The following is a 20627-nucleotide window of genomic DNA, read 5'->3' on the forward strand; positions in this document are numbered from 1 at the left end:
TGCCGCCTCCCCGCCGCGGCCCGGGAGCCGCCGTCGACCTGTGGGCCGGTGGCTCGACCCCGAGTGGCCACTGTGCGTCAGGACGGGCGGGCCTGCCAGCGCAACCCGGCGCCACGCCGGTGCGCCGCCGGACCCCGGTGCCCGGTCCGGGGTGGTGGCCGCGCCCACCTGCGGGCACGGTGGGCCCACGACGACGACACCGGGACGCCCCGGAGATCGGTGGACCACGATGAACTCCAGGGAACCCTCCGGCGCGCACCGCCGCTCCCGGCCCGCCGCGGTCCTGCGGGCGGCCGGGGCGGGAGCCGTGGCCGGACTGGCCGGCGGGGCCGTCATGAGCGTGGGGGAGAAGCTGGAGCAGGCCGTGACGCACCGCCGCGACTCCCACGTCCCAGCGCGGGCCCTGCTGGCGCTGCTGGGCCGGGACCCGGGCGACGCGGCGACCCCGGTGGTCTGGAACCACGTCATGCACTACGGGACGGCGGCCACCCTCGGGGCGCTGCGCGGGGTGTGGGCGGCCACCGGCATCCGCGGGGCGCACGCCAACGCCTGGCACACCGTGGTGCGCCTCGGGTTCGACCAGACCGTCGAGAACGCCACCGGCGTCGGTGCGCCGCCGTCGACCTGGCCGGCCGCGGAACTGGCCGTCGACGTGCTGCACAAGACGGTGTTCTCGGTGGCGACGGGCGTGGTCGCCGACCGGCTGCTGCCCCCGGTGCTGCAGTCGCGGCGCGGCCGGCGCAGCCACTGACGGACGCGTCCGGCGGGTCAGCGCCCGGGCAGGCTCGTCGTCACGCCGATCGTCACGAGCAGGTACGACACCGCGATGGCGACGAGGAACACGCGTTCGCTGAGGCCGAAGGCGCGCCGCCGCAGGTGGGGGACGACCAGGGCGACCACCAGGCAGGTCAGGGAGACCGCCGCCACCAGGTGCAGCACCCGCAGGGCGTCGCCGAGGGTGGTGCCCTCGAACAGGTCGGCGAAGGTTCCGGTGAGCGAGTAGCTGATCGCGAACCAGGCGACGGCCACGACGAGGTGCAGCGTCCCCACCCGCGTCCGGCGCGCGCCCTCCAGGTCGGTGGGCAGGTGGGGCAGGGCGGCGAAGAGGACCGCGAGGACCAGCAGCCACGTCGTCGTGGACCTCTGGTGCTCCCAGGTGGGCAGCGCGATCGCGACGGTCGCGGCGAGCCCGGCCCAGGCGGCCGCGGCGGTCCACGTCATGGCCGTGGCGAGCCGGCGGGTGCGGCCGACGGCGTAGTCGCTGACGGCGTGACGCACGGGGGAGTAGTCGCTGGGCACGACGTGCAGGGCGGCCAGCAGGCCGAGGCGGGTGAGCATCAGGACGGCGGTGGGGGCGGCGACGACGGCTGCGGGGATCACGGGGACTCCTCGGGGGTGGGGGCGGGGGCGGGATCGTCGGTGGCGGGGCGGCGGACCTCGTCGTGCAGGGCGCGGACCGTGGCGGCCAGCGCGGCGGCGTCGAGGCCGATGCGCAAGGCGCTCCGCTCGAGGGCCCCGCCGAGGAGGTCGGTGCACCGCCGCTTCGTGGTCTCGCCGAGTTCGGTGGGTTCGAGCCGGCGCACGTTGCCGGTCCCGGGCGCGGCCACGTCGCGCAGCAGGCCGGCCGACATCAGCTGACGCACGAGCGCGCTGGTGGACGGCTCGGAGATCCCGAGGGCGCCGGCGAGCCGGCGGCCGGTGATCCCGGGGTGCTCGGAGGTGATGACGAGCGCCACGTACCGGTGGTAGCTGAGCCCGTGCGGGGGCAGCGCGCTCGGCGTGCCGGTCGAGGGTCCGGACCAGGTCGTGCAGTTCGTGAGCGAGGTCCACGACCAGCAACTCAGGATCCTAAGTCGCTGGTCGTCAAGGAAGTTCCGTCGCTGGTGCCCGGTGGTCGCCGTGGTGCGCCACTCGGGCGCCGGGGGCCCGGGCGTCGGGTGACCTCGGCGGGCGAGCGTCCCGCTCCGCGTCCCGAGCGGCCGGCGCGGTCGGTGCGCGGTCGGTCGCCTGGGTGTCAGGACGCGCTCGAAGGTGGCCGGGGAACCTCCCCGTTGGCCACCTCCTCGACCCAGTCGACCGCTGCGTCGGACAGGTGCAGGCCGTCGGGTTCCGTCCGGTCGAGCCACCACGCCTGCGCGGGGAGCGGACCGGCCACCCGTTCGACGTCCTGCACGACGGCGGGGCTCAGCGCCTCACCGTTGTGGGCGAGCAGCCAGTCGCGGGTGTCCTGCTGCACGTGGGACCACCAGGTTTCCAGGCTCACGCTGCTGATCCTCCTCGCCGGTGCGCGGGGTGACAACCGCCCCTGGCCGGTGCGCCACCGCATCGACGCGACAGCGCGGCCACCGGCACGACCACCTGGTCCCCGCCCCCGCTCGCCCGGGCACCCGGCGTCGGGTGTCGCCGCGGACCGTGGCGTGGAGCAGCAGGGGCTGCGGGGTCACCGCTCCGCCGGGTGGGTCGGGCGCGATCGTCGTCGGCTCACCCGCTGATGCCCTGGTCGTGACGAGGCGTCCCCGTGACCGTGGTCCCTGCGCGACCTCCCGGGTGCCTCCCGCTGGAACACGGGTCTCGCCTCGGCCTCCGCTCCTGCGCCCTGCCGGGGGTTCGCCGGGTGGGCCGCCCGGCAGAACGAGCACCCGGACCAGGTGCGCGCCCACCGCGACCTCCTGCGCTGACCTGGTTCGCCCACCTGCGGGTCGAGGTGAGCGGACTGATCGTCCTCGGCGCAGCCCTTCCGCGGCAACGGGTCCGGAGGGGATCACCCGCAGGCGCCGCTGCCCCGGGAACTCCTCGCGAGTCGCGCCGAAACGCCGGTCGTGCCGCACCCGGGCCGGCAGCAGCCGATCGCGGGAGGGTTCGGGGGGAACCGTCCCCGGGCGCGGTGGACGGAGCGGACGACCGGCGCCCGATCGTTTGCGATCGTTAGCGCCCGGGGGAGGCCGTACCCGCAGCCAGTGCCGTTACCGTCCCCCGGGTGGACACGAAGACCGGCGCTCGAACTCCCGCGGCCGAGGCCCTCGGCGCCATCGACCCCGCAGCCTTCGCTGCGGCGCGCGCCGGGCGTCCCGGCTGGACCCCGTTCCCGCGCGCGCACGAACGCGGCGCGTGGGATCGGATCGACCCGGCTACCGCCGCGGAGGTCCTCGGTGCGGCACGGGAGGCCGCCGCGTCGCCCTGGCCGGTGCTCACCGCCGGCGGGTGGCTGGCCTTCGCCCGGGGAGGTGACCGGCGGGCGTACGAGGACGGGTACTTCACGCGGCGTCGCCGGCTCACGGCCCTGGCCCTCGCGCTCGCCCTGGAACCCGGCGGCCCGTGGCTCGACCCGCTCGTCGACGGCGCCTGGTCGGTCCTTGAGGAGTCGAGCTGGTGCGTGCCCGCCCACGACAACTCGACCCACCACCCCGCAGCGCAACGCGAGGCGCGCGCCCTGCCCGACCCCACCGACCCGACGCTGGACCTGTTCGCCGCGGAGACCGCGGCGACCCTCAGCTGGCTCGCCGCGCTGCACCGTGAGCGGGCGCAGGACGACCCGGCGCTCGCCGACCTCTTCCAGCGGGTCTCCCGCGAGGTCGACGAGCGGGTCCTCGTGCCGTTCGAGGAACACGCGCGCGAGCACCACTGGTTCGGGATACCCAGCAACTGGAACCCGTGGATCGTCTCGAACGTGCTCGCCACCGCGCTCGTGGAGGACCTCGGTCCCCGGCGGTGGGAACGGATCACCCGGACCGCGCACGCCAGCCTGCTCGCCTACCGCGACGGGGTTCCCGAGGACGGCGGCTGCGCGGAGGGGGTCATGTACTGGTGGCAGTCGGCCGGCCGCTACTTCGAGGCGCTGGAACTGCTCACGGCCTTCGACGCGTCCGCCCGCGAGGTCACCGCAGCCGATCCCCTCCTGGCCCGCCTCGCCCGCTACCCCCTCGTGGTCCACCTCGGCGGTCCCTGGAGCGCCAACGTCGGCGACGGCGGTGCGCGGGCCCCGCGCGCGGACAGCGGCACCGTCAAGGACCAGAACCCCGCCGGTCTGCTGCACCGCTTCGCGCGGTACGTCGGCGACGACGACGTGGCGCGGCACGCCCGGTCCCTGCGCGGCGACGGACCGCTCCTGGTGCTGCCGGTGCCCCTGACGCGGGCGCTGGGCGTGCTGGCCGACGGGACGTGGGCCGGGGCGCGCGAGGCGGGCGGCGCCTTCCCCCGCACGCAGTACCTGGACCGGCTGCAGCTGCTGGCGACGAGGGAGCGTGGGGGCACGGCGGAGGGACTGGCGCTGGTGGTCAAGGGCGGGCACAACGGCGAACCGCACAACCACAACGACGTCGGATCGTTCATCGTCGCGTCGGACGGCGTACCGGTCGTCGTCGACGCCGGCACCGGCACCTACACGCGCGACAGCTTCGGCCCCCGGCGGTACGAGGCGTGGTTCACGCGGTCGGTGTTCCACAGCACACCCACGCCCGACGGGCGGGAGCAGCCCTGCGGCGCGGGATCGGCGGCGAGCGACGTGGAACTCCTCGAGGCGGCCGGGCGGACCGCGCTGTCGATGGAGCTGGCCGGCGCGTACCCCCCGGGGGACCTGCGCAGCTGGCGCCGCACGGCCGCGCTGGACCGGACCGCGCACGCCGTGGTCGTGCAGGACACGTGGTCCTCGTCGCGGCCGCTGCGGCCGTCGCTGCACCTGCTGCTCGCCGGGGTCGAGGGGGTCGAGGGGGTCGACGGGGCGCGGGTTCTCGCGCGCGCCCCCGAGGGCGAGGACGCGACCCCGCTCACCATCACCTTCCACGACGCGGGGGCGGACGCCGAGGTGGTCGTCGACCTGGAGACGGTCGAGCTCGACGACCCCCAGCTGCGCGCGGTGTGGGGCGGCTCGCTGGTCCGGCTCACGGCGCGCCCGGCCGGGCCCCGCGCGACCGGGGCGGTCGTCACGACGATCCGCCGGGGCTGAGGACGGCCCGCAGGTCGACCGCGTCCACCGTCCCGTCACCCCACGCGACGGACCACGGGACCTCCTCGTCCGCGTCCGTCCCGCCCGCGACGAGGTGCGGGGCGGCGCCGGGGTCGCCGAGCGCGACGGCGGCCGCGTACCAGCGGCCCGGCACCGGTTCCCCGGGTACCGCGAGCCAGGGGACCCGCACCTGCGGCGCGAGCGGGGAGGCGCCGGCGGCGGTCTCCTCACCCGCGTCCTGCAGCCCCGCGAGGTCGACGAGCCGCGTGGCGGGTCCCGGGCGGGCGCCCGTCGCGTCCGCGACCGCCCACCCGGAGGTGCGCAGGATCGCTCCGCCCGCCCCGTCGGGCAGGCGCAGCAGGCGCACCTCCCAGCCGCGGCGCACCAGCGAGACGACCTCGAGGAGGGGCCCGCGGTGGACGACCTCGCCCGCGCGGGGGAAACCGTGGTCGGCGGTCCCGGGAGCGGTGCGGACGACGTGCGCCCGCCACCGCGAGGCGCCCAGCAGGGTGCCGCTGGGCAGCGTGCGGGCGGCGAGGCGCTCGAAGCCGGTGCGGGCGCTCGTGCGTCCTTGCGCGTCGACCAGGACGACGGACTGGTCGAGCGCCCCGTCGGCGGGCAGGAGGACGGGGCTGGTCGCGGTCGAGTAGCCCAACCGCGAGTACAGCGGGCCCTCGGGCAGCACGTCGCCCGCGACGGCGTGGTCGGTGCCGTGGTTGACGACACGGACGACGCCGTCGCGCCGCAGGCCGGTCACCAGCCACCCCGGGGCGCGGACCACGAGGTCCTGGTCGTCCTCCTCGACGGGCAGCGGCCCCTCGCGCGCCGTCCACACCGGGTGCCCGGGCGGCAGGCTCAGCCCGAGCAGGCCCTTGGCGGCCCAGTACGGCGACCCGGGTCCGGAGTACCGCTGCGCCAGGGGCGGCCAGGGGCCGTGCCACCCCGTGCTCAGGAGCCCGTGGGCGTTCGGTGCCCCGTGCTCGGCGAAGTGCCGGGCGACGCCGGAGGCGGCCCGGCGCAGCGTGCCCGGTGCGGGGGCCTCGACCCCGGCCCGCGCACCCGCCCAGAACGGGGCGGCTGCCGCGAACCGGTACGCGAGGCTGCGTCCCTGCACGAGCGGTGAACCGTCCGCGCCGACGAGCCGCACGGCGTCGTGCAGGTACGCGCCCGCCCGGGCGACGTAGCGCTCGCGCCGCTGCGCGGCGAGGGGTTCGTCGGGGAACAGCTCGCTCCACAGCAGCGGGTAGAACTGCAGGGCCCAGCCGGCGTAGTGGTCGTACGCGCGCCTCGCGCCGTCGGAGCACCAGCCGTCCTCGCGCTCGAAGGCGTCCGTGCGGGCGAGCAAACCGGCGAGCTCGTCGCGGGGGACGTCGACCCCGACGGAGGCGAGGAACTGCTCGACGACGACCTGGAACCACAGCCAGTTGATCGGCGGGTACCGGGCGCCGATCGCGGCGGAGAGGTAGTCGACGGTCTGCTCCCGGGTGCGGGCGGGCAGCCGGTCCCACAGCCACGGTCCGGTCATCGTCAGCACGAGGGCGATCGAGGCCGCCTCCACGCGGGCCTGGTGGTGCTCGTCCAGCCGGGGCCAGCGTTCGGGCGAGCGCGGGTCGACCCCGGCGGCGAGGCCCCGCCCGTACCACTCCAGGTAGCCGTTCGGGTCGGCGCCGTCCTCGCCGGTCACGCGGAAACCCGCGGCCAGGAACGTGCGCGCGAAACCCTCCAGCGCGTCGACGTCGTCGCCGTAGCCCCCGACGGGGCCGGGGAACCGGATGCCGGCGTGCGAGGGCGACGCGTGCGTCCGCGCGGCCAGGAGAAGTTCGTCGGCGAGCAGCGCCCAGGACTCGCGGGTCCACCCCGTGAACGGCGACAGCGTCCGGTCCTCGCGGTCGCGGAGTCGGTCGAGCAGCGGGGGCGGCGAGGGGTTCACGCCCGTACTCCACTGCGCGGCAACGCTCCCGGGCAACCGTGGTCCGCGAAACGGTCGAAACCGGTCACTGCGGTCCCCGTCCGCCCGGCGGCCCCGACGTCTCCCGCACCCGCAGGGTCGGCAGCAACCGGATGCGCTGCGCCGGGAAGTCCTCGACGGACGAGGGGACGTGTGCGATCGCCCGCAGGCACGCGTCGATCGCGGCGAACCCGATGGCCCGCTTCGGGGGTGAGACGGCGGTCATCGGCCGCTCGGCGAGGCTGGCGACCTCGTCGTCGTAGGCGACGACCGACAGCCCGGACGGCACGTCGACGCCCCGGTCGAGCGCGGCCTGCACCACCTGCAGCGCCAGTTCGTCCGGGTGGACGACGAGCGCCGTCACGCCCGCGCCGACCGCCTCGTCGACGTAGCGGCGAACGTTCTGCATGGGGTCCAGGGAGTTCCACTCCGGGTGCCCGAAGTCGAAGGAGGGGGTGTGCACGTGGCAACCCGCTGCGTCGGCGGCGGCGCGGAACCCCGCGCTGATCTCCCCGACGTGGGGGTTGGCGAACGTCCACAGGCCGATGCGGCGGTGGCCGAGTTCGACGAGGTGACGCGCTCCGAGTTCCCCGCCGTAGCGGTGGTCCGAGCGGACGGAGTCGACGGCGCGACCGCGCGTGGGGAACTCCCACACGCGCTCGAGCACCGTCACGGGGACCGTGGACGTCTCGACCAGTTCCCGCAGGGGACTGGCTCCCAGCTCGGAACGGCTGGGGGTGATGAGGACCCCGTCGAGGCCCAGGTGGAGCATCCGCTCGAAGACGCGGCGTTCCTCGGCCTCGTTGTAGTCGGAGATCGCCAGGGTGAGGCGCACTCCCGCGAGCCAGGCGGCGCTCTGGGCGCCCTCGATGATCGAGGCGTAGTAGTAGCTGCGGGTGGGGACGACCATCCCGATCGTCGCGACGGCGGAGGAGTCGCCGGCGTCGCGCGGTGCCAGACCGAACGTCGCGGCGAGCTGCTGCGCGCTCCGCTCGAACGCGACGGGGCCGGGGGGAACCTGCTGGAGCGCGGTCGCCCCGCCGTGCACGCGGGTGAGACGGCCGGCCCGCTCCAGCTCGGCGAGGTCGCGCCGCAGCGTGATCGGGGACACGGCCAAGCGCCCGGCGAACTCGGCGACGGACAGCGAGCCGCGCAGCCGCAGCTCACGCAGGACGGCTTCTCGGCGTTCGGCGGCGATCACGGCGACTCCTCCGGGTCCGGTGGCGCAGAACCCTACTCCGGCAGATCGGTTCCGATCGTCCGGTCCTCGACCGGGCCGGCGGGCGCCGAGGGAGAGCGAGAACGTCCGGGGAGCAGCCCTTCCACCTGCGTCCGATCACTTCCGATCGTTTCACGCCGTCGGATTGACCCGCTGATCGAGTCGATCGAATAGTGGTTCCGGCGACGACCGCCCGACACGAGGAGGTGTCTTGAAGACCACCGCACAGGCCGCCCCGCTGGTCGTGGCGAGCATCATCGGGCCCCAGTGGCGCACCTCGGTGCTCGACGCACGGGCGCGCTCCACCATCGCCGAGCACGCCGCGCTGATCGACCTCGATCGCGACGCGCTGCTCCCGCTCGCCGGATCGCGGGACGAGGCCTCGAGGGCCCGGGTGCTCATCACCGGGTGGGGGACCCCGCCCCTGGACGCCTCGGTCCTCGACCGCTTCCCAGCGCTCGAACTGGTCGCGCACGCCGCGGGCACGGTGCGCGGCATCGTCGGCGAGGAGGTGTGGGCGCGCGGTCTGCGCGTGTGCAACGCCGCGGACGCCAACGCCGTCTCGGTCGCCGACTTCACGGTCGCGCAGATCCACCTCTCCCTGAAGAACGCGTGGCGGCTGGCCGCCGCCGCGCGCGGCACGGCCCGCACCCCCGAGCGCACCGGGGTCCGCGGGCTCGACGGCGCGACCGTCTCCCTGGTCGGCCTGGGCGCGATCGGCCGGCGCGTCGCCGAGCGGCTCGCCGCGCTCGACGTCCGCGTCATCGCCTTCGACCCCTTCGTCGGCGACGAGGAGTGCGCCGCGCTCGGCGTCGAGCGGGTCGACCTCGCCGACGCGTTCGCCCGCGCGGACGTCCTCACGCTGCACGCCCCGCTCACCGAGGGAACCCGCGGCATGGTCGGCCGGGACCTGCTCTCGGCCCTCCCCGACAGCGCCACCCTCATCAACACCGCCCGCGGTGGCCTCCTCGACCACGACGTCCTGAGCGCCGTGCTCGCCGACCGCCCCGACCTCTTCGCCCTGCTCGACGTCACCGACCCCGAACCGCTCCCCACCGGGCACCCGCTCCTCGGGCTGCCGAACACCTTCCTCACCCCGCACATCGCCGGCAGCCTCGGCAGCGAGGAGGCACGCCTGGGGGCGCTCGTGGCCGGCGAGGTCTCCCGCTTCGCCCGCGGCCTGCCGCTGGAGCACGAGCTCGTCGAGGACCGCGTCGCCCTCTCCGCCTGACCCGGGGGTGCCCGCCGCGCACCCCCGACGCACGACCCCGAGGCCCACCACCCACCAGGAGAATCAACGATGATCTTCAAGCGCTCACCCCTGCTCCTGCTCGGCGCCACCGCCGCCGCGACCGTCCTCGCCCTGCCCGCGTGCTCGTCCTCCGGGTCGGAGACGGCCGACGCGGCCGGGCCGGTCGCCCTCGAGGTCGGCGACTACCCCAGCGCCGACCAGGCCGCGGCACGCGCGACGTTCGACAAGCGGGTGGCGGCGTTCGAGAAGGCCAACCCCGACATCGACGTCCAGCCCGTCGAGACGGTGTGGGACGCGCAGACCTTCCAGGCCAACGTCGCCGGCAACACCCTCCCCGACGTCCTCAAGGTGCCGTTCACCGAGATCCAGTCGCTCATCCAGCGCCGGCAGGTGGCGGACATCACCGACGCGCTGGAGGAGGCGGACTTCGCCGACACCCTCAACCCGCAGACCGCGAAGGTCGCGCAGGACTCCGGGGGCCGTCAGTTCGGCGTGCCCGTCCTGCCCTACGCGATTGGGTTGTTCTACAACCGCGACCTGTTCGTGCAGGCGGGCCTGGACCCCGACACCCCGCCCACGACGTGGGAGGAGGTCCGGGAGGCGGCGAAGCGGATCTCGCAGGCGACCGGGGTCGCCGGCTACGCGCAGATGACGACGGAGAACAACGGCGGCTGGATGCTCACCGCCCAGACGTACAGCATGGGCGGGTCGATCGAGGACGAGCAGGGCACGAAGGCGACCTTCGACGACGACGCCACCCGGCAGGCCCTGCGGTACCTCCAGCAGATGCGCTGGGAGGACGGTTCCATGGGGTCCAGCTTCCTGTACAACATGACGGACATCGCCAAGGACTTCGCGGCCGGCAAGGTCGCCATGTTCATGTCCGTGCCGTCCGCCTCGTACGGTGCCGCCGTCTCCAACTACGGCATGCCGCGGGAGAGCATCGGCCTGGCGCCGGTGCCCCGCGGCCCCGGGAACACCGGCGAGGTGCTCACCGGGGGCTCCGTCGAGATCGTCAGCCCGAAGACCTCCGAGGAGCAGAAGGCCGCGGCCGTCCGCTGGATCGACTACTTCGACCTGCGGACGTACTCCGACCAGGAGACCGCCGTGGCCGCCGCGAAGGCCACCGCGGAGGACGGCGGGAACGTCGGCCTGCCGCGCATCAGCCCCGTCACCCCCGAGCTGTACGAGCAGTACCTCGGCTGGATCGCGGAGCACATCAACGTCCCGCAGGAGAACGTGGCTCCCTACGACGACGACCTCGCCGAGGTGGAGCTGAAGACCGAACCCGTCACGAGCGCCCAGGAGGTCTACGCGCTGCTCGACAGCGTCGTGCAGCGGGTCCTCACCGAACGCGACGCCGACATCCCGAGCCTGCTGTCCGAGGCGCAGGAGCAGGCGCAGGCCAAGATCGACCGCGCCGCCCGCTGACCCGGAGGACGTTCGGAGGAGATCCCGGCCCATGACCAGCACCCCGACCACCCGGCGGCACCGCGCCGCGCCGCAGCCGCCCGGCACCGGCGCGCCCCCGGCCGCACCGGCTCCGGTGCCCGCCCGCCGCCGCCGGTGGCGCCTGCGCGGCGAGCACGCCACGACGGCGCTCATCGCGCTCCCGCTCGTGCTCGTGTTCCTGGTCTTCTCGTGGGGGCCGATCGTCCGCGGTCTCGTCATGAGCTTCCAGCGCACCAACTTCGTCGCCGCCGACGAGTGGGTGGGGTGGGAGAACTTCACGTACGTCCTGAGCGACCCGCTGCTGCCCACCGCCGTCGGCAACACCGTCCTCTACGGCGTCCTGTGCATGGTGCTCGGCTTCCCGCTGCCCATCGTCCTGGCCGTCGCGATGGCGGAGCTGCGCAGGCGCGGCGGGATCTACAGCGCGCTGGTCTACCTGCCGGTCGTCTTCCCGCCGGTCGTCTCGATCCTGCTGTGGAAGGTGTTCTACGACCCGTCACCGACGGGCCTGTTCAACACCGCGGCCGGCTGGGTCGGCATCGACCCGCAGCCCTGGCTCAACTCGGGAGGCTCGGCGATGCTCTCGCTCGTGCTGGAGGCCACCTGGGCGGGCGCCGGCACCAACACCATCATCTTCCTCGCCGCGCTGACCAGCGTGAACTCCGAGCTGTATGAGGCCGCCGAACTCGACGGCGCGGGCATCTGGCGCAGGATCCGGCACATCACCCTGCCGCAGATCCGCGGCATCGTCCTGGTCCTGGCGCTCCTGACGGTCATCGGCACCGCCCAGGTGTTCTCCGGGCCGTACCTGTTCACCGGGGGCGGGCCGGACAACGCCACGACGACCGTCCTGCTGATGATCTTCAACTACGCGTTCGTCAACGGCGACTACGGGGCCGCCGCGGCCCTCAGCCTCCTGCTCGCACTCGTCCTGGCCGCCGTCGCCGCGGCCTACCAGGTCCTCACCCGGAAGGTGAACCGCTGATGGGCACCGCCACCGACGTCCGGACCGAGCGCCGCCCGCGGCGCCGGGCCGGTGCACCCGAAGCCCGGGAGCGGACAGCGGTCTCCGACACCGACCTGCGCAGGCCCGTCGTGCGCGTCACGCTCGCGGCCGTCGAGGTGCTCGTCGCGGTGGGGCTCCTGGTGGCCGGGGCGGGGCCGATGCTGTGGCTGTTCAAAGCCGCGACGTCCACCGCCCAGGACACCCTGCGCGACCCCTTCGCCCTGTGGCCCTCGGGGTTCCGCGGGCAGAACCTCGGTGAGGCGTGGACGCGGCTCGACGTCGGCACCTCCCTGCTGAACACCGTGTGGCTCGCCGCGGGGTCGTGGGCCCTGACCCTCCTCGTGTGCGTCACCGGGGCCTACGTGCTCTCCGTGCTCCGGCCCCGGTGGGGCAACGTCCTCACCGCCCTGGTGCTGGCGACCCTGTTCATCCCCGGCGTCGTCTCGCTCGTGCCGCTCTACCAGACCGTGCTGGACCTGCCCGTCGTCGGCGGAAGCCTGCAGAACACCTACTGGGCCGTGTGGCTGCCCGCGGCGGCCAACGCGTTCAACGTGATCATCATCAAGAACTTCTTCGACGCGCTGCCGCGCGAGCTCGTGGAGGCGGCGCGCATCGACGGTGCCGGGCCCCTGCGGATCCTCGTCTCGATCGTCCTGCCGCTGTCCCGGCCGATCCTCGGCGTCGTCTCGCTGCTCACCGTCGTGGCGGCCTGGAAGGAGTTCCTGTGGCCGCTGCTGGTCCTCACCGACCCGAAGATGCAGCCGCTCGCCGTCTCACTGCCCCGGCTCGCCGCCAGTTCCGAGGTCTCCCTGCTCATGGCGGCGCTGTTCATCGCCGTGTTCATCCCCGTCGTGCTCTTCCTCGTCTTCCAGAAGCAGTTCCTCCGCGGCGTCGGCCTGTCGAGCAGCATCAAGGGCTGACGGCGCCGGCCCACCCGTCCACCACCTCCCCGCCCACCTCTCCGAGAGGGAGTCATGTCCCACGACGCACGACGCACCCCGTCCACCGCCGCCTGCTCCCAGGCACCCGCCCCGCTGTCCCGCCGCGCTCTCGTGGCCGCCGGGTTCTTCGGCGTCCTCGGCTCCCAGTTCCTCCTGCAGGGCGCCGGCGCACCCGCCGCGACGGCCGCCGGTGCCCTCACGCTGGACGGCGAGGGCTTCACGATCAGCGCCTCGGGCGGCACGGTGTCGCTCCTCGACGCCGAGGGGGTGGTCCGCCAGCGCTTCACCGGGTACCGGCTGGGGGCCCTGAACCTCACCTCCGGGACCTCGACGACCGGCCAGGCGGCCGACGGGGCCCCGGCCCTCGTCGTGACCTGGGACGTCCCCGTCCCCGGTGCGAGCGTCACGGGCACGTTCACCCCCCGCGGCCGGCGCCTGGGGATCGTCTACGACATCGTCTCGCCGGGCACCGCGTCGGCCGCGAACGGCATGATGCGGCGCGAGGCCGTGCCCGGGCCGACCGTCGAGACCTTCACGGGCGTCGCGGACTGGGTGCGCGACCCGCGCGGCGGCATCCCGTTCCAGACGAACGGCCGCAGCGTCTACGAGCAGGACCTCGGCGACCGGTCGCTGTTCATCGTCGCCCCCGGGAGCAACTCCTCCTGGCGCGACTCCGGAGCCCTCAACCTTCCGGCGGCCGTCGTCTCGGCCGGCAGGTTCCGGGCCGAGGCCGACGTCGCGCTGACCACCGCGGCGCGGCCCGTGCTCGTGGAGGCGCTCGTCGCGGGGCGCGCACTGGCCGCGGACGTGTGGACCGACCGGCCGTACAACGTCTGGGAGAGCGCCACCGCCCCGCTCACCGTCCACGGCGCCGTGCACAACGGCGGATCCGCCCGTCCGGTGCGGTTCACGTGGACCGCCCACGACTTCGACGGGACCACCGTCGCCGAGCGGACGCGGACGGTGGACGCCGGCGCGCAGGCGACCGTCTCGGACGACCTGCAGGTGGAGCTGCCGGGGCGGGGCATCGCGTTCGTCGAGCTGACGACGACGGCGGGCCCGGACACGAGCTACGCGCGCACGAACATCGCGGTGCTGCCGCCGCACGAGTTCGTCGAGACCAGCGCCACCAGCATGTTCGGCCTCGCCGCCGACTACCTCTTCGGGCCGCCGGAGGAGCGCGCCCTCATCGCGCGCCTCGGCGTGCGCCACGAACGGCACGCGCACTTCACGAAGGCCGAGCTCGAGCGGTACGGGTTCACCCAGCACCGCCTGCGGACGCCGGCGAGCCTGGACGAGTTCGACGGCGACCCCGCGGCGCTGACCGCCTACGTGAAGAGCGAGCTCGACACCGCGCAGAGCGTGGGCGCCATCGCCTACGAGTGCGCCAACGAGTGGAACATGAAGGGTGGCGTGCTCAAGGGCGTCGGTGCCGAGAAGTACGTGACGAAGTGGGCGACGGCGTTCCGCGCCGAGCTCGACGCGCGGCGCAGCCCGGTGAAGCTCGTCCCCGTGGGGCTCGCCGGCATGGACCACGTCTACGCCGAGAAGATGTTCGCCGCCGGGCTCGCCGACGTGGCCGACGCCTTCAACCTCCACCCCGGCCGCGGGAACTGCACTCCTGACTGGGCCCCGACACCCGACACCTGGACGAGCGGGAGCACCGGCTCGTACTGGAACTACATGGGTGCGGTGAACGAGGCGCGCCGCATGATCGACGAGCACACCGGTGGCTCGATGGAGTTGTGGCTGACGGAGGCGTACACGCCGACCAAGCCGAACTCGCAGTGGGAGGACACCTACCGCCACGCGGCGGAGAACACGCTGCTCACCCTGGCCCTCGCGAAGTCCGCCGGCGTGACCCGGGCGCTGTGGTTCCAGTTCTACGACAACGTCAAGGCCAACCCCACGGGCGCGAGCGCCACGAACCGCGAGTACCACTTCGGGCTGGTGCTGCGCGACCGCAGCCCCAAACCGTCGCTGCTGGCCTACGCCAACGCGGCCGAGCACCTGGACGAGTCGTCCTTCGTGCGCTGGTTCGCCTTCGAGCAGGAGACGTTGCGCGGTCTGCTGTTCGACACCCCGCGCGGGCCGCTGTCGATCCTCTGGTCGCGCGCCGACGGCTACACCCTCAACACCGGGGCGCCGAAGGAGGCCGACGGCTTCTGGCCCAGCCCCGAGCCGTGGGTCGACACCTGGCGCACCAGGACGACGGTGCAGCTGCCCGCCACGGGCGCGACGGTGACGCAGGTCGACTCCATCGGCCGGCGCACCGAGCTGCCGGTGGTGGACGGGACCGTGAGCGTCGTCCTCGACGGCGCCCCGAGGATGTTCTACGGCCTCGACGTCGACGGCGCGGACGAGGGCCGGCCGGTGTCGTCGGGCCCGGTGTCGGTGAAGGCCCAGCGCGTGGACGACGAGGTCGCTCTCGCGGTCCACGTGCGCAACGACGGCGTGCCGGCCGCCGACGTCGTCATCACCACGTCGTTCGGTGAGCGCCGCGCTTCACCCGTCCCGCCGGGGAGGGCCGTGTACGAGCTGTTCGGCACGGGCAGCGACTCCATCCCCGAGGGGACGGTGCGGGTCACCGTCGCGGGCCGCAACGGCAAGGGGCGGTCGACGTACGAGGTGACGTACGCGGCGTTCAGCACCCGCCCCTTCGCCTGACCCGGTGGGCGGCGCGCACCGGCCGCGCTGCGCGCCGCCCCTCCGAACCCGTCACAGCTCGACACCGTCCCCCGGGAGGTTCCCCGCATGCAGCACCGGAGCGCGCACCACGACCTCGTCGTCGTCGGAGGAGGGCTCGCCGGGGTCTGCGCCGCTGTCGCGGCGGCCCGGCTGGGATCGCGCGTCGCCCTGGTGACGAACCGCCCCGTGCTCGGCGGCAACTCCTCCAGCGAGGTCCGGGTGTGGGTGGTCGGCGCCACGGCCCACGGCACCCAGCGCTTCGCCCGTGAGACCGGGATCGTGGGGGAGCTGTTCCTGGAGAACCAGTACCGCAACCCCCAGGGGAACCCCGTGTACTGGGACCAGGTCGTCCTCGACCTCGTCCGGGCCGAGCCGGGGGTGGCGCTGCACCTGAACACCGACGTCCGGGCCGTCGAGACCGGGGAGGACCGCATCACGGCGGTCACGGGGTGGACCACCGGCAGCGAGATCGAGACGCGCTTCACCGCGCCGGTCTTCCTGGACTGCACCGGGGACGGGCTGGTCGGTGCGCTGGCCGGTGCCGAGCACCGCATCGGTCGAGAGGCGCGCTCGGAGCACGGTGAGGAGTGGGCCCCCGAGCGCGCCGACCGGCAGCTGCTGGGGAGCTCGATCTTCTTCTCCAGCCACGACACCGGTGTCCCGGAGAAGTTCGTCCCACCCTCGATCGCGAAGGACCTCCGGGGGAGCCCGGTCCTGACCGACAGGGTCGTGCGCACCGGCGACAAGGGCTGCAACTACTGGTGGATCGAGTGGGGCGGTGAGCTCGACACCGTCACCGACAACGAGAGGATCCGCGACGAGCTGTGGTCGGTGGTGTTCGGCGTGTGGGACCACATCAAGAACTCCGGCGAGTTCGACGCCGACACGCTCACCCTGGACTGGGTCGGCGCGGTCCCCGGCAAGCGGGAGTACCGCAGGTTCCTCGGCGACCACGTGCTCACCCAGCAGGACCTGCTGCAGCAGCGCACGTTCCCCGACACCGTCGCCTTCGGCGGCTGGTCGATCGACCTGCACCCGGTGGAGGGGGTCTACGCCCGCCAGCCCGGTGCGCGGCAGCGCTACACCGACGGCACCTACGACATCCCGTACCGCTGCCTGTACTCCCGCAACGTCACCAACCTCCTCTTCGCCGGCCGCAACGTCTCCGCGACCCACGTCGCCTTCGGTTCCACGCGGGTCATGGCCACGTGCGCCGCGCTGGGGCAGGCCGCGGGCACCGCCGCGCACCTCGCGGCCCGGCTGGGCGTGGCGCCCCGCGAACTGGGGCGGCGTCACGGGGGGCTGCTGCGGCGGACGCTGCTGCGCGAGGACGCCCCGCTCGTGGGTGTGCGGGCCGACGACGCCGAGGACCTGGCGCCGGCGGCGCGCGTACGGGCCGACAGCGAGCTCACGGCGCTGTCCACCACCGGCTTCGCGCACGTCGGCACCCTCGCGCTCGACCGCGACCTCGCGCTCGTCCTGCCGGTCGACCCCCGCCTGGGGACCGTCACCCTGCACACCGACGCCGACGCGCCCAGCCGCCTGCCGGTGGAGCTGTGGGGGACCGGCAAGCCGCAGAACTACGTGCCGCGCGAACTCGTCGCGACGTCGTGGACCGACGTCCCGGCCGGTCGCGGGTCGGGGACGGTGACCTTCGACTGGACACCTGCCGAACCCGCCAACGCCGTCCTGGTGGTCCGCGCGACGCCCGGGGTGCGGCTGGTGCTCACCGACGGGCACCCCTACGGGGTGCTCGCCCTGCGCGCCCGGACCGCCGACGACGCGGCGTTCGACGAGCACGTCCCCGACGAGGTGGACCAGCTCGTCACCGACTGGGAGGCGCGTCCCCTGCGGGGTAGGGCTTTCGCGTTCGACGTGTCACCACCGACCGCGGCGTACCGCGCAGGTCGCGTCGTCGACGGTCTGCAACGGCCCTTCGGCGGCCCGCACCTGTGGTCCTCGGCGGTCGACGCCCTGGCGCGGGGGCCCGTCACCCTCACGCTCAGCTGGCCCGAACCCGTGCGGATCGCCGAGGTCCGCCTGGTGCTCAACGACGACGTCGACGCCGACCTCGTCAACCTGCACCACCACCGCACCCCCTGGGAGGTCGTGCCGGACCTGCTGCGCGACTACCGCCTCGAGGGCAGGACGGTCGGGGGGAGCGGGCAGGACTGGATCGAGCTGGCCGCGGTGACCGGCAACCGGCACCGGCACCGCGTGCACCGGGTGCCCCCGCGGGAGGTCACCGAGGTGCGCCTCGTGGTGTCGGCGACGAACGGCGCGCGCACGGCGACGGTGTCCGCGCTCAAGGTGTACCCGCCGCCGGCGACCGGTGCGAAGGTGGCGGGGTGAGGGCACGAGCGCTGGTCCTGGTGGGGCGCGGCCGGTACCAGGACCGCTGGCACGACGACGCAGCCACCGGGTGCGCGCTCGCCGGGGTGCTGCGGGGCGTCGGCGTGCGGGCCCAGGTGCGGGGGACCGCCCCCACCGCCCTCGACGACGGCGACGAGTTCTCCCTGCTGGTCGTCGTCGCGGGGACCGGGCGTCCCGACCCGGACCGGGACGGCGACGACACCGCGTGGCGGCCCTTCCACGACCGGCTCGGCGAGCTGGTGAGCGGGGGCGGCCTCGCGCTGCTGGCGGTGCACCAGGCCGCCAACACGTTCACCGACGCTCCCGGCTGGGCGTCGCTGATCGGTGGGCGGTGGGTCCCGGGCGTCTCCACGCACCCGCCGATCGGTGTGGCCCGCTTCCGTCCGGCCCCCGGGCAGGACCACCCCGTCACGGCGGGCCTGCCCGGGGTGGAGGCGTTCGACGAGCGGTACTGCCGGCTGCGACCGGACCCGGCCTCGACCGTCCTGCTGTCCACCGAGCACGACGGCGACCTGCACCCCGTCGTGTGGCAGGCGGCCGGCCCGGGGCGAGTCGTGTACGACGGGCTCGGTCACGACGTGCGTTCCTACGCGAGCGCGTCGCGGCGCGAGCTGCTGCGGCGCGAGGTGACCTGGCTGCTCGGCGGGCCGTGGCCGCACCGGTCCGGGCAGCCGCGTGCGTGACCGGGCTCGCAGCGCCGTGCCCGGGGGAGCGGCTGCACCTCGGACCGGTGGTCCGGTGACCCTGCAGGACGTGGCCGACGCCGCCGGCGTCTCGATCGCCACGGCGTCCAGAGCCCTCAACGGCGGAACCCGCACGACACCGGCCCGGACCCGGGACCACGTCCTGACCGTCGCCTCCCACCTGGGGTACCGACCGCACGCGCACGCGCAGGCGGTGGCGCGCGGCTGGGTCGCCTACCTCGGTTTCCTCACCGACGACGTCGGCGATCCGTGCACCGCCGCACGCCTGTCCGCCCTGTGCCGGGCCGCCCGGGCGCACCGCGTGACGCTCCTGGTCGCTCAAGCCGGCGCCGACGCCCGGTCGGCGGGCGAGGAGCTGGACCTGCTGATCGGCCACGGCGTCCGCGCCGTGTTCGTCTCCCGGCGGCTGGCCGGGGCACTCCGCGCCCCCGGCACGCCGGGACGCCGCCCGCCGCCCGACGTCCGGATCGTGACCGTCGAGGACGGCGCGGCCGACGGGGTCCGGCTGCCGGACGAGGCGTACGAGCAGGAGATCGCTGCGCTCGTCGAAGACCTGTCCACGTCGAGGGGCGGCCGGGGACGCCGGCGCGCACCTCACGGGCCGAGGGCGGGGTGACGCGCCGGTTCAGACGTGGTCGACCGGCCGCTCGGCCCCCTTCAGGACGACGGCGTGGTCGGCGGCGAGGTCCCGGGTGCGGGTCTCCCCGTAGGCCAGGACCGCGACGACGGTGACGACGGCGCACACGAGCAGGTAGACCGAGACCGCCGTCGGGTTCGGGTCCTCGAAACTGCCGAGCAGGGCCAGGGCGATGAGCGGTGCGGGCGCCCCGGCGACGAGCGAGGCCAGCTGGGAGCCGATGCCGACGCCGGTGTAGCGCGACTTCGTGCCGAACAGCTCGGCGAAGAACGCCGCCTGCGGGCCGTACATCGCGCCGTGGAACAGCAGGCCCACGGTGATGGCCAGGACGCTGGTCCACAGGTTCTGCGGGTCCAGCAGGCCGAACAGCGCGAAGGCCCACACCCCGATCCCGACGGCGCCGAACAGGTAGACCGGGCGGCGCCCGACGCGGTCGGACAGGGCGCCCCACAACGGGATCGTCACCAGGTGCACCACCGAGGCCAGGACCAGGGCGTTCAGCCCGAACGACGACTCCGCGCCCTGGGCCTTGGTCAGGTAGGACAGGCTGAAGACGGTCAGCAGGTAGAACGAGACGTTCTCGGCGATCCGGGCGCCCATGGCCACCAGGACCTCGCGCTTGTAGTGGCCCAGCACCGTCAGCAGCGGCGGGGTCTCGGCCACGCCGCTGTCCGCGGCCTTCTGCGCGGCGACGCGCTGCGCCTCCAGGAACACCGGCGACTCGCTGACCGACAGCCGGACGAACAACCCGACCAGGATGAGCGCGGCCGACAGCAGGAACGGGATCCGCCAGCCCCAGCTCTCGAAGGCGGCGTCGGACTGGAACGCGGCCAGCAGCGCCAGGACACCGGTGGCCAGCAGGTTCCCGGCCGGGGCACCGGCCTGCGGCCACGAGGACCAGAAACCCCGGTTCTCCGGCCGGCCGTGCTCGGAGACGAGCAGGACCGCCCCGCCCCACTCCCCGCCGAGGGCGAAACCCTGGACCAGCCGCAGGGTGACCAGCAGGGCCGGCGCGAGCACGCCGACGGTGCCGAAGGTGGGCAGCAGGCCGATGGCGAACGTCGCGCCGCCCATCATCAGCAGCGAGATCACCAGCAGCTTCTTCCGGCCGACGCGGTCGCCGAAGTGGCCGAAGACGAGGGCACCGATCGGCCGGGCGGCGAACCCGACGGCGTAGGTCCCGAAGGCCAGCAGCGTGCCGGCGAACTCCGAGCTGTCGGGGAAGAACAGGGCGGGGAAGACGAGCGCGGCGGCCGACCCGTAGAGGAAGAAGTCGTACCACTCCACGGTGGTGCCGATGAGGCTCGCGCCGACGACGCGGCCGAACCCCTTCCGGGGGTGCGCAGGTGCGGGCATGGGATCTCTCCTCGTCGAGGGAACTGCTGGTCCGACGGTAGGAGCGCGCACCGCCGGCCACCATGTGGTCCGGCACCCCCATCGGGACGGCGCTCGTGTGCCCGCCCGA

The 20627-nt window shown here is 74.4% G+C and carries 16 protein-coding genes; 10 read left to right on the forward strand and 6 right to left on the reverse strand.

Annotated features, from left to right (window positions below; translation table 11 throughout):
- Positions 1 to 229 precede the first annotated feature (229 nt).
- The gene (locus tag ACRYRX_RS03955; RefSeq protein ID WP_432510509.1) at positions 230 to 751 is read left to right on the forward strand and encodes a hypothetical protein; all 522 of its coding nucleotides are present in this window, start codon (positions 230 to 232) and stop codon (positions 749 to 751) included.
- A 17-nt stretch (positions 752 to 768) separates the two neighbouring features.
- Here the strand turns inward: ACRYRX_RS03955 and ACRYRX_RS03960 are convergent, their stop codons facing one another.
- The 3 genes from ACRYRX_RS03960 to ACRYRX_RS03970 form a co-directional block, all read right to left on the reverse strand.
- Positions 769 to 1380 carry a DUF998 domain-containing protein gene (locus ACRYRX_RS03960; protein WP_432510510.1) on the reverse strand — a complete coding sequence of 204 codons (612 nt, stop codon included), beginning with the start codon at positions 1378 to 1380 and terminating at the stop codon, positions 769 to 771.
- Positions 1377 to 1736, reverse strand: a complete 360-nt coding sequence (locus tag ACRYRX_RS03965) for a winged helix-turn-helix transcriptional regulator (protein WP_432510511.1) — start codon at positions 1734 to 1736, stop codon at positions 1377 to 1379. The genes ACRYRX_RS03960 and ACRYRX_RS03965 overlap by 4 nt, the downstream gene beginning before the upstream one ends.
- 278 nt (positions 1737 to 2014) lie before the next feature.
- Positions 2015 to 2263, reverse strand: a complete 249-nt coding sequence (locus ACRYRX_RS03970; RefSeq protein WP_432510512.1) for a hypothetical protein — start codon at positions 2261 to 2263, stop codon at positions 2015 to 2017.
- A gap of 714 nt (positions 2264 to 2977) precedes the next feature.
- Here ACRYRX_RS03970 and ACRYRX_RS03975 point away from each other — a divergent pair.
- On the forward strand, positions 2978 to 4942 hold the full coding sequence (locus ACRYRX_RS03975; protein ID WP_432510513.1) for a heparinase II/III domain-containing protein: 1965 nt from the start codon (positions 2978 to 2980) through the stop codon (positions 4940 to 4942).
- Here the strand turns inward: ACRYRX_RS03975 and ACRYRX_RS03980 are convergent.
- Together ACRYRX_RS03980 and ACRYRX_RS03985 are read right to left on the reverse strand one after the other, a co-directional pair.
- Positions 4920 to 6872: a DUF2264 domain-containing protein gene (locus ACRYRX_RS03980; RefSeq protein ID WP_432510514.1), complete on the reverse strand. Its 1953-nt coding sequence runs from the start codon at positions 6870 to 6872 to the stop codon at positions 4920 to 4922. The genes ACRYRX_RS03975 and ACRYRX_RS03980 overlap by 23 nt on opposite strands.
- Positions 6873 to 6936: 64 nt before the next feature.
- Complete coding sequence (locus ACRYRX_RS03985; RefSeq protein ID WP_432510515.1) at positions 6937 to 8091, reverse strand: LacI family DNA-binding transcriptional regulator; 1155 nt, start codon at positions 8089 to 8091, stop codon at positions 6937 to 6939.
- 229 nt (positions 8092 to 8320) lie between these two features.
- Here ACRYRX_RS03985 and ACRYRX_RS03990 point away from each other — a divergent pair, with 229 nt between their 5' ends.
- The 8 genes from ACRYRX_RS03990 (at position 8321) to ACRYRX_RS04025 (ending at position 19141) form a co-directional block, all read left to right on the forward strand.
- Positions 8321 to 9340 carry a hydroxyacid dehydrogenase gene (locus tag ACRYRX_RS03990; RefSeq protein ID WP_432510516.1) on the forward strand — a complete coding sequence of 340 codons (1020 nt, stop codon included), beginning with the start codon at positions 8321 to 8323 and terminating at the stop codon, positions 9338 to 9340.
- Positions 9341 to 9409: 69 nt separating this feature from the next.
- Positions 9410 to 10792 carry an extracellular solute-binding protein gene (locus ACRYRX_RS03995; RefSeq protein ID WP_432510517.1) on the forward strand — a complete coding sequence of 461 codons (1383 nt, stop codon included), beginning with the start codon at positions 9410 to 9412 and terminating at the stop codon, positions 10790 to 10792.
- Between the two features lie 31 nt (positions 10793 to 10823).
- Complete coding sequence (locus ACRYRX_RS04000) at positions 10824 to 11798, forward strand: carbohydrate ABC transporter permease (RefSeq protein WP_432510519.1); 975 nt, start codon at positions 10824 to 10826, stop codon at positions 11796 to 11798.
- The gene (locus ACRYRX_RS04005) at positions 11798 to 12739 is read left to right on the forward strand and encodes a carbohydrate ABC transporter permease (RefSeq protein WP_432510520.1); all 942 of its coding nucleotides are present in this window, start codon (positions 11798 to 11800) and stop codon (positions 12737 to 12739) included. The genes ACRYRX_RS04000 and ACRYRX_RS04005 overlap by 1 nt, the downstream gene beginning before the upstream one ends.
- Positions 12740 to 12793: 54 nt before the next feature.
- Positions 12794 to 15427: a hypothetical protein gene (locus ACRYRX_RS04010; protein ID WP_432510521.1), complete on the forward strand. Its 2634-nt coding sequence runs from the start codon at positions 12794 to 12796 to the stop codon at positions 15425 to 15427.
- Between the two features lie 87 nt (positions 15428 to 15514).
- Positions 15515 to 17800: an FAD-dependent oxidoreductase gene (locus tag ACRYRX_RS04015; protein WP_432510523.1), complete on the forward strand. Its 2286-nt coding sequence runs from the start codon at positions 15515 to 15517 to the stop codon at positions 17798 to 17800.
- Positions 17797 to 18504 carry a ThuA domain-containing protein gene (locus tag ACRYRX_RS04020; RefSeq protein ID WP_432510524.1) on the forward strand — a complete coding sequence of 236 codons (708 nt, stop codon included), beginning with the start codon at positions 17797 to 17799 and terminating at the stop codon, positions 18502 to 18504. Before ACRYRX_RS04015 ends, ACRYRX_RS04020 begins: the two co-directional genes overlap by 4 nt.
- 55 nt (positions 18505 to 18559) lie before the next feature.
- On the forward strand, positions 18560 to 19141 hold the full coding sequence (locus ACRYRX_RS04025; RefSeq protein WP_432510525.1) for a LacI family DNA-binding transcriptional regulator: 582 nt from the start codon (positions 18560 to 18562) through the stop codon (positions 19139 to 19141).
- Between the two features lie 9 nt (positions 19142 to 19150).
- On the opposite strand, the gene ACRYRX_RS04030 is transcribed toward ACRYRX_RS04025, so the two are convergent.
- Positions 19151 to 20518 (reverse strand): MFS transporter, encoded by a 1368-nt coding sequence (locus tag ACRYRX_RS04030; RefSeq protein ID WP_432510526.1) that lies wholly within the window; start codon positions 20516 to 20518, stop codon positions 19151 to 19153.
- Positions 20519 to 20627 lie beyond the last annotated feature (109 nt).

The organism is Kineococcus lubricus, from assembly GCF_050871965.1.
GTDB lineage: Bacteria > Actinomycetota > Actinomycetes > Actinomycetales > Kineococcaceae > Kineococcus.

Bases quoted from the DNA above. Each gene is read 5' to 3' on its own strand.
- ACRYRX_RS04015 (WP_432510523.1), top strand. From the start codon at position 15,515: ATGCAGCACCGGAGCGCGCACCACGACCTCGTCGTCGTCGGAGGAGGG.
- ACRYRX_RS04010 (WP_432510521.1), top strand. From the start codon at position 12,794: ATGTCCCACGACGCACGACGCACCCCGTCCACCGCCGCCTGCTCCCAG.
- ACRYRX_RS04000 (WP_432510519.1), top strand. From the start codon at position 10,824: ATGACCAGCACCCCGACCACCCGGCGGCACCGCGCCGCGCCGCAGCCG.
- ACRYRX_RS04030 (WP_432510526.1), bottom strand. From the start codon at position 20,518: ATGCCCGCACCTGCGCACCCCCGGAAGGGGTTCGGCCGCGTCGTCGGC.
- ACRYRX_RS03995 (WP_432510517.1), top strand. From the start codon at position 9,410: ATGATCTTCAAGCGCTCACCCCTGCTCCTGCTCGGCGCCACCGCCGCC.
- ACRYRX_RS03955 (WP_432510509.1), top strand. From the start codon at position 230: ATGAACTCCAGGGAACCCTCCGGCGCGCACCGCCGCTCCCGGCCCGCC.
- ACRYRX_RS04005 (WP_432510520.1), top strand. From the start codon at position 11,798: ATGGGCACCGCCACCGACGTCCGGACCGAGCGCCGCCCGCGGCGCCGG.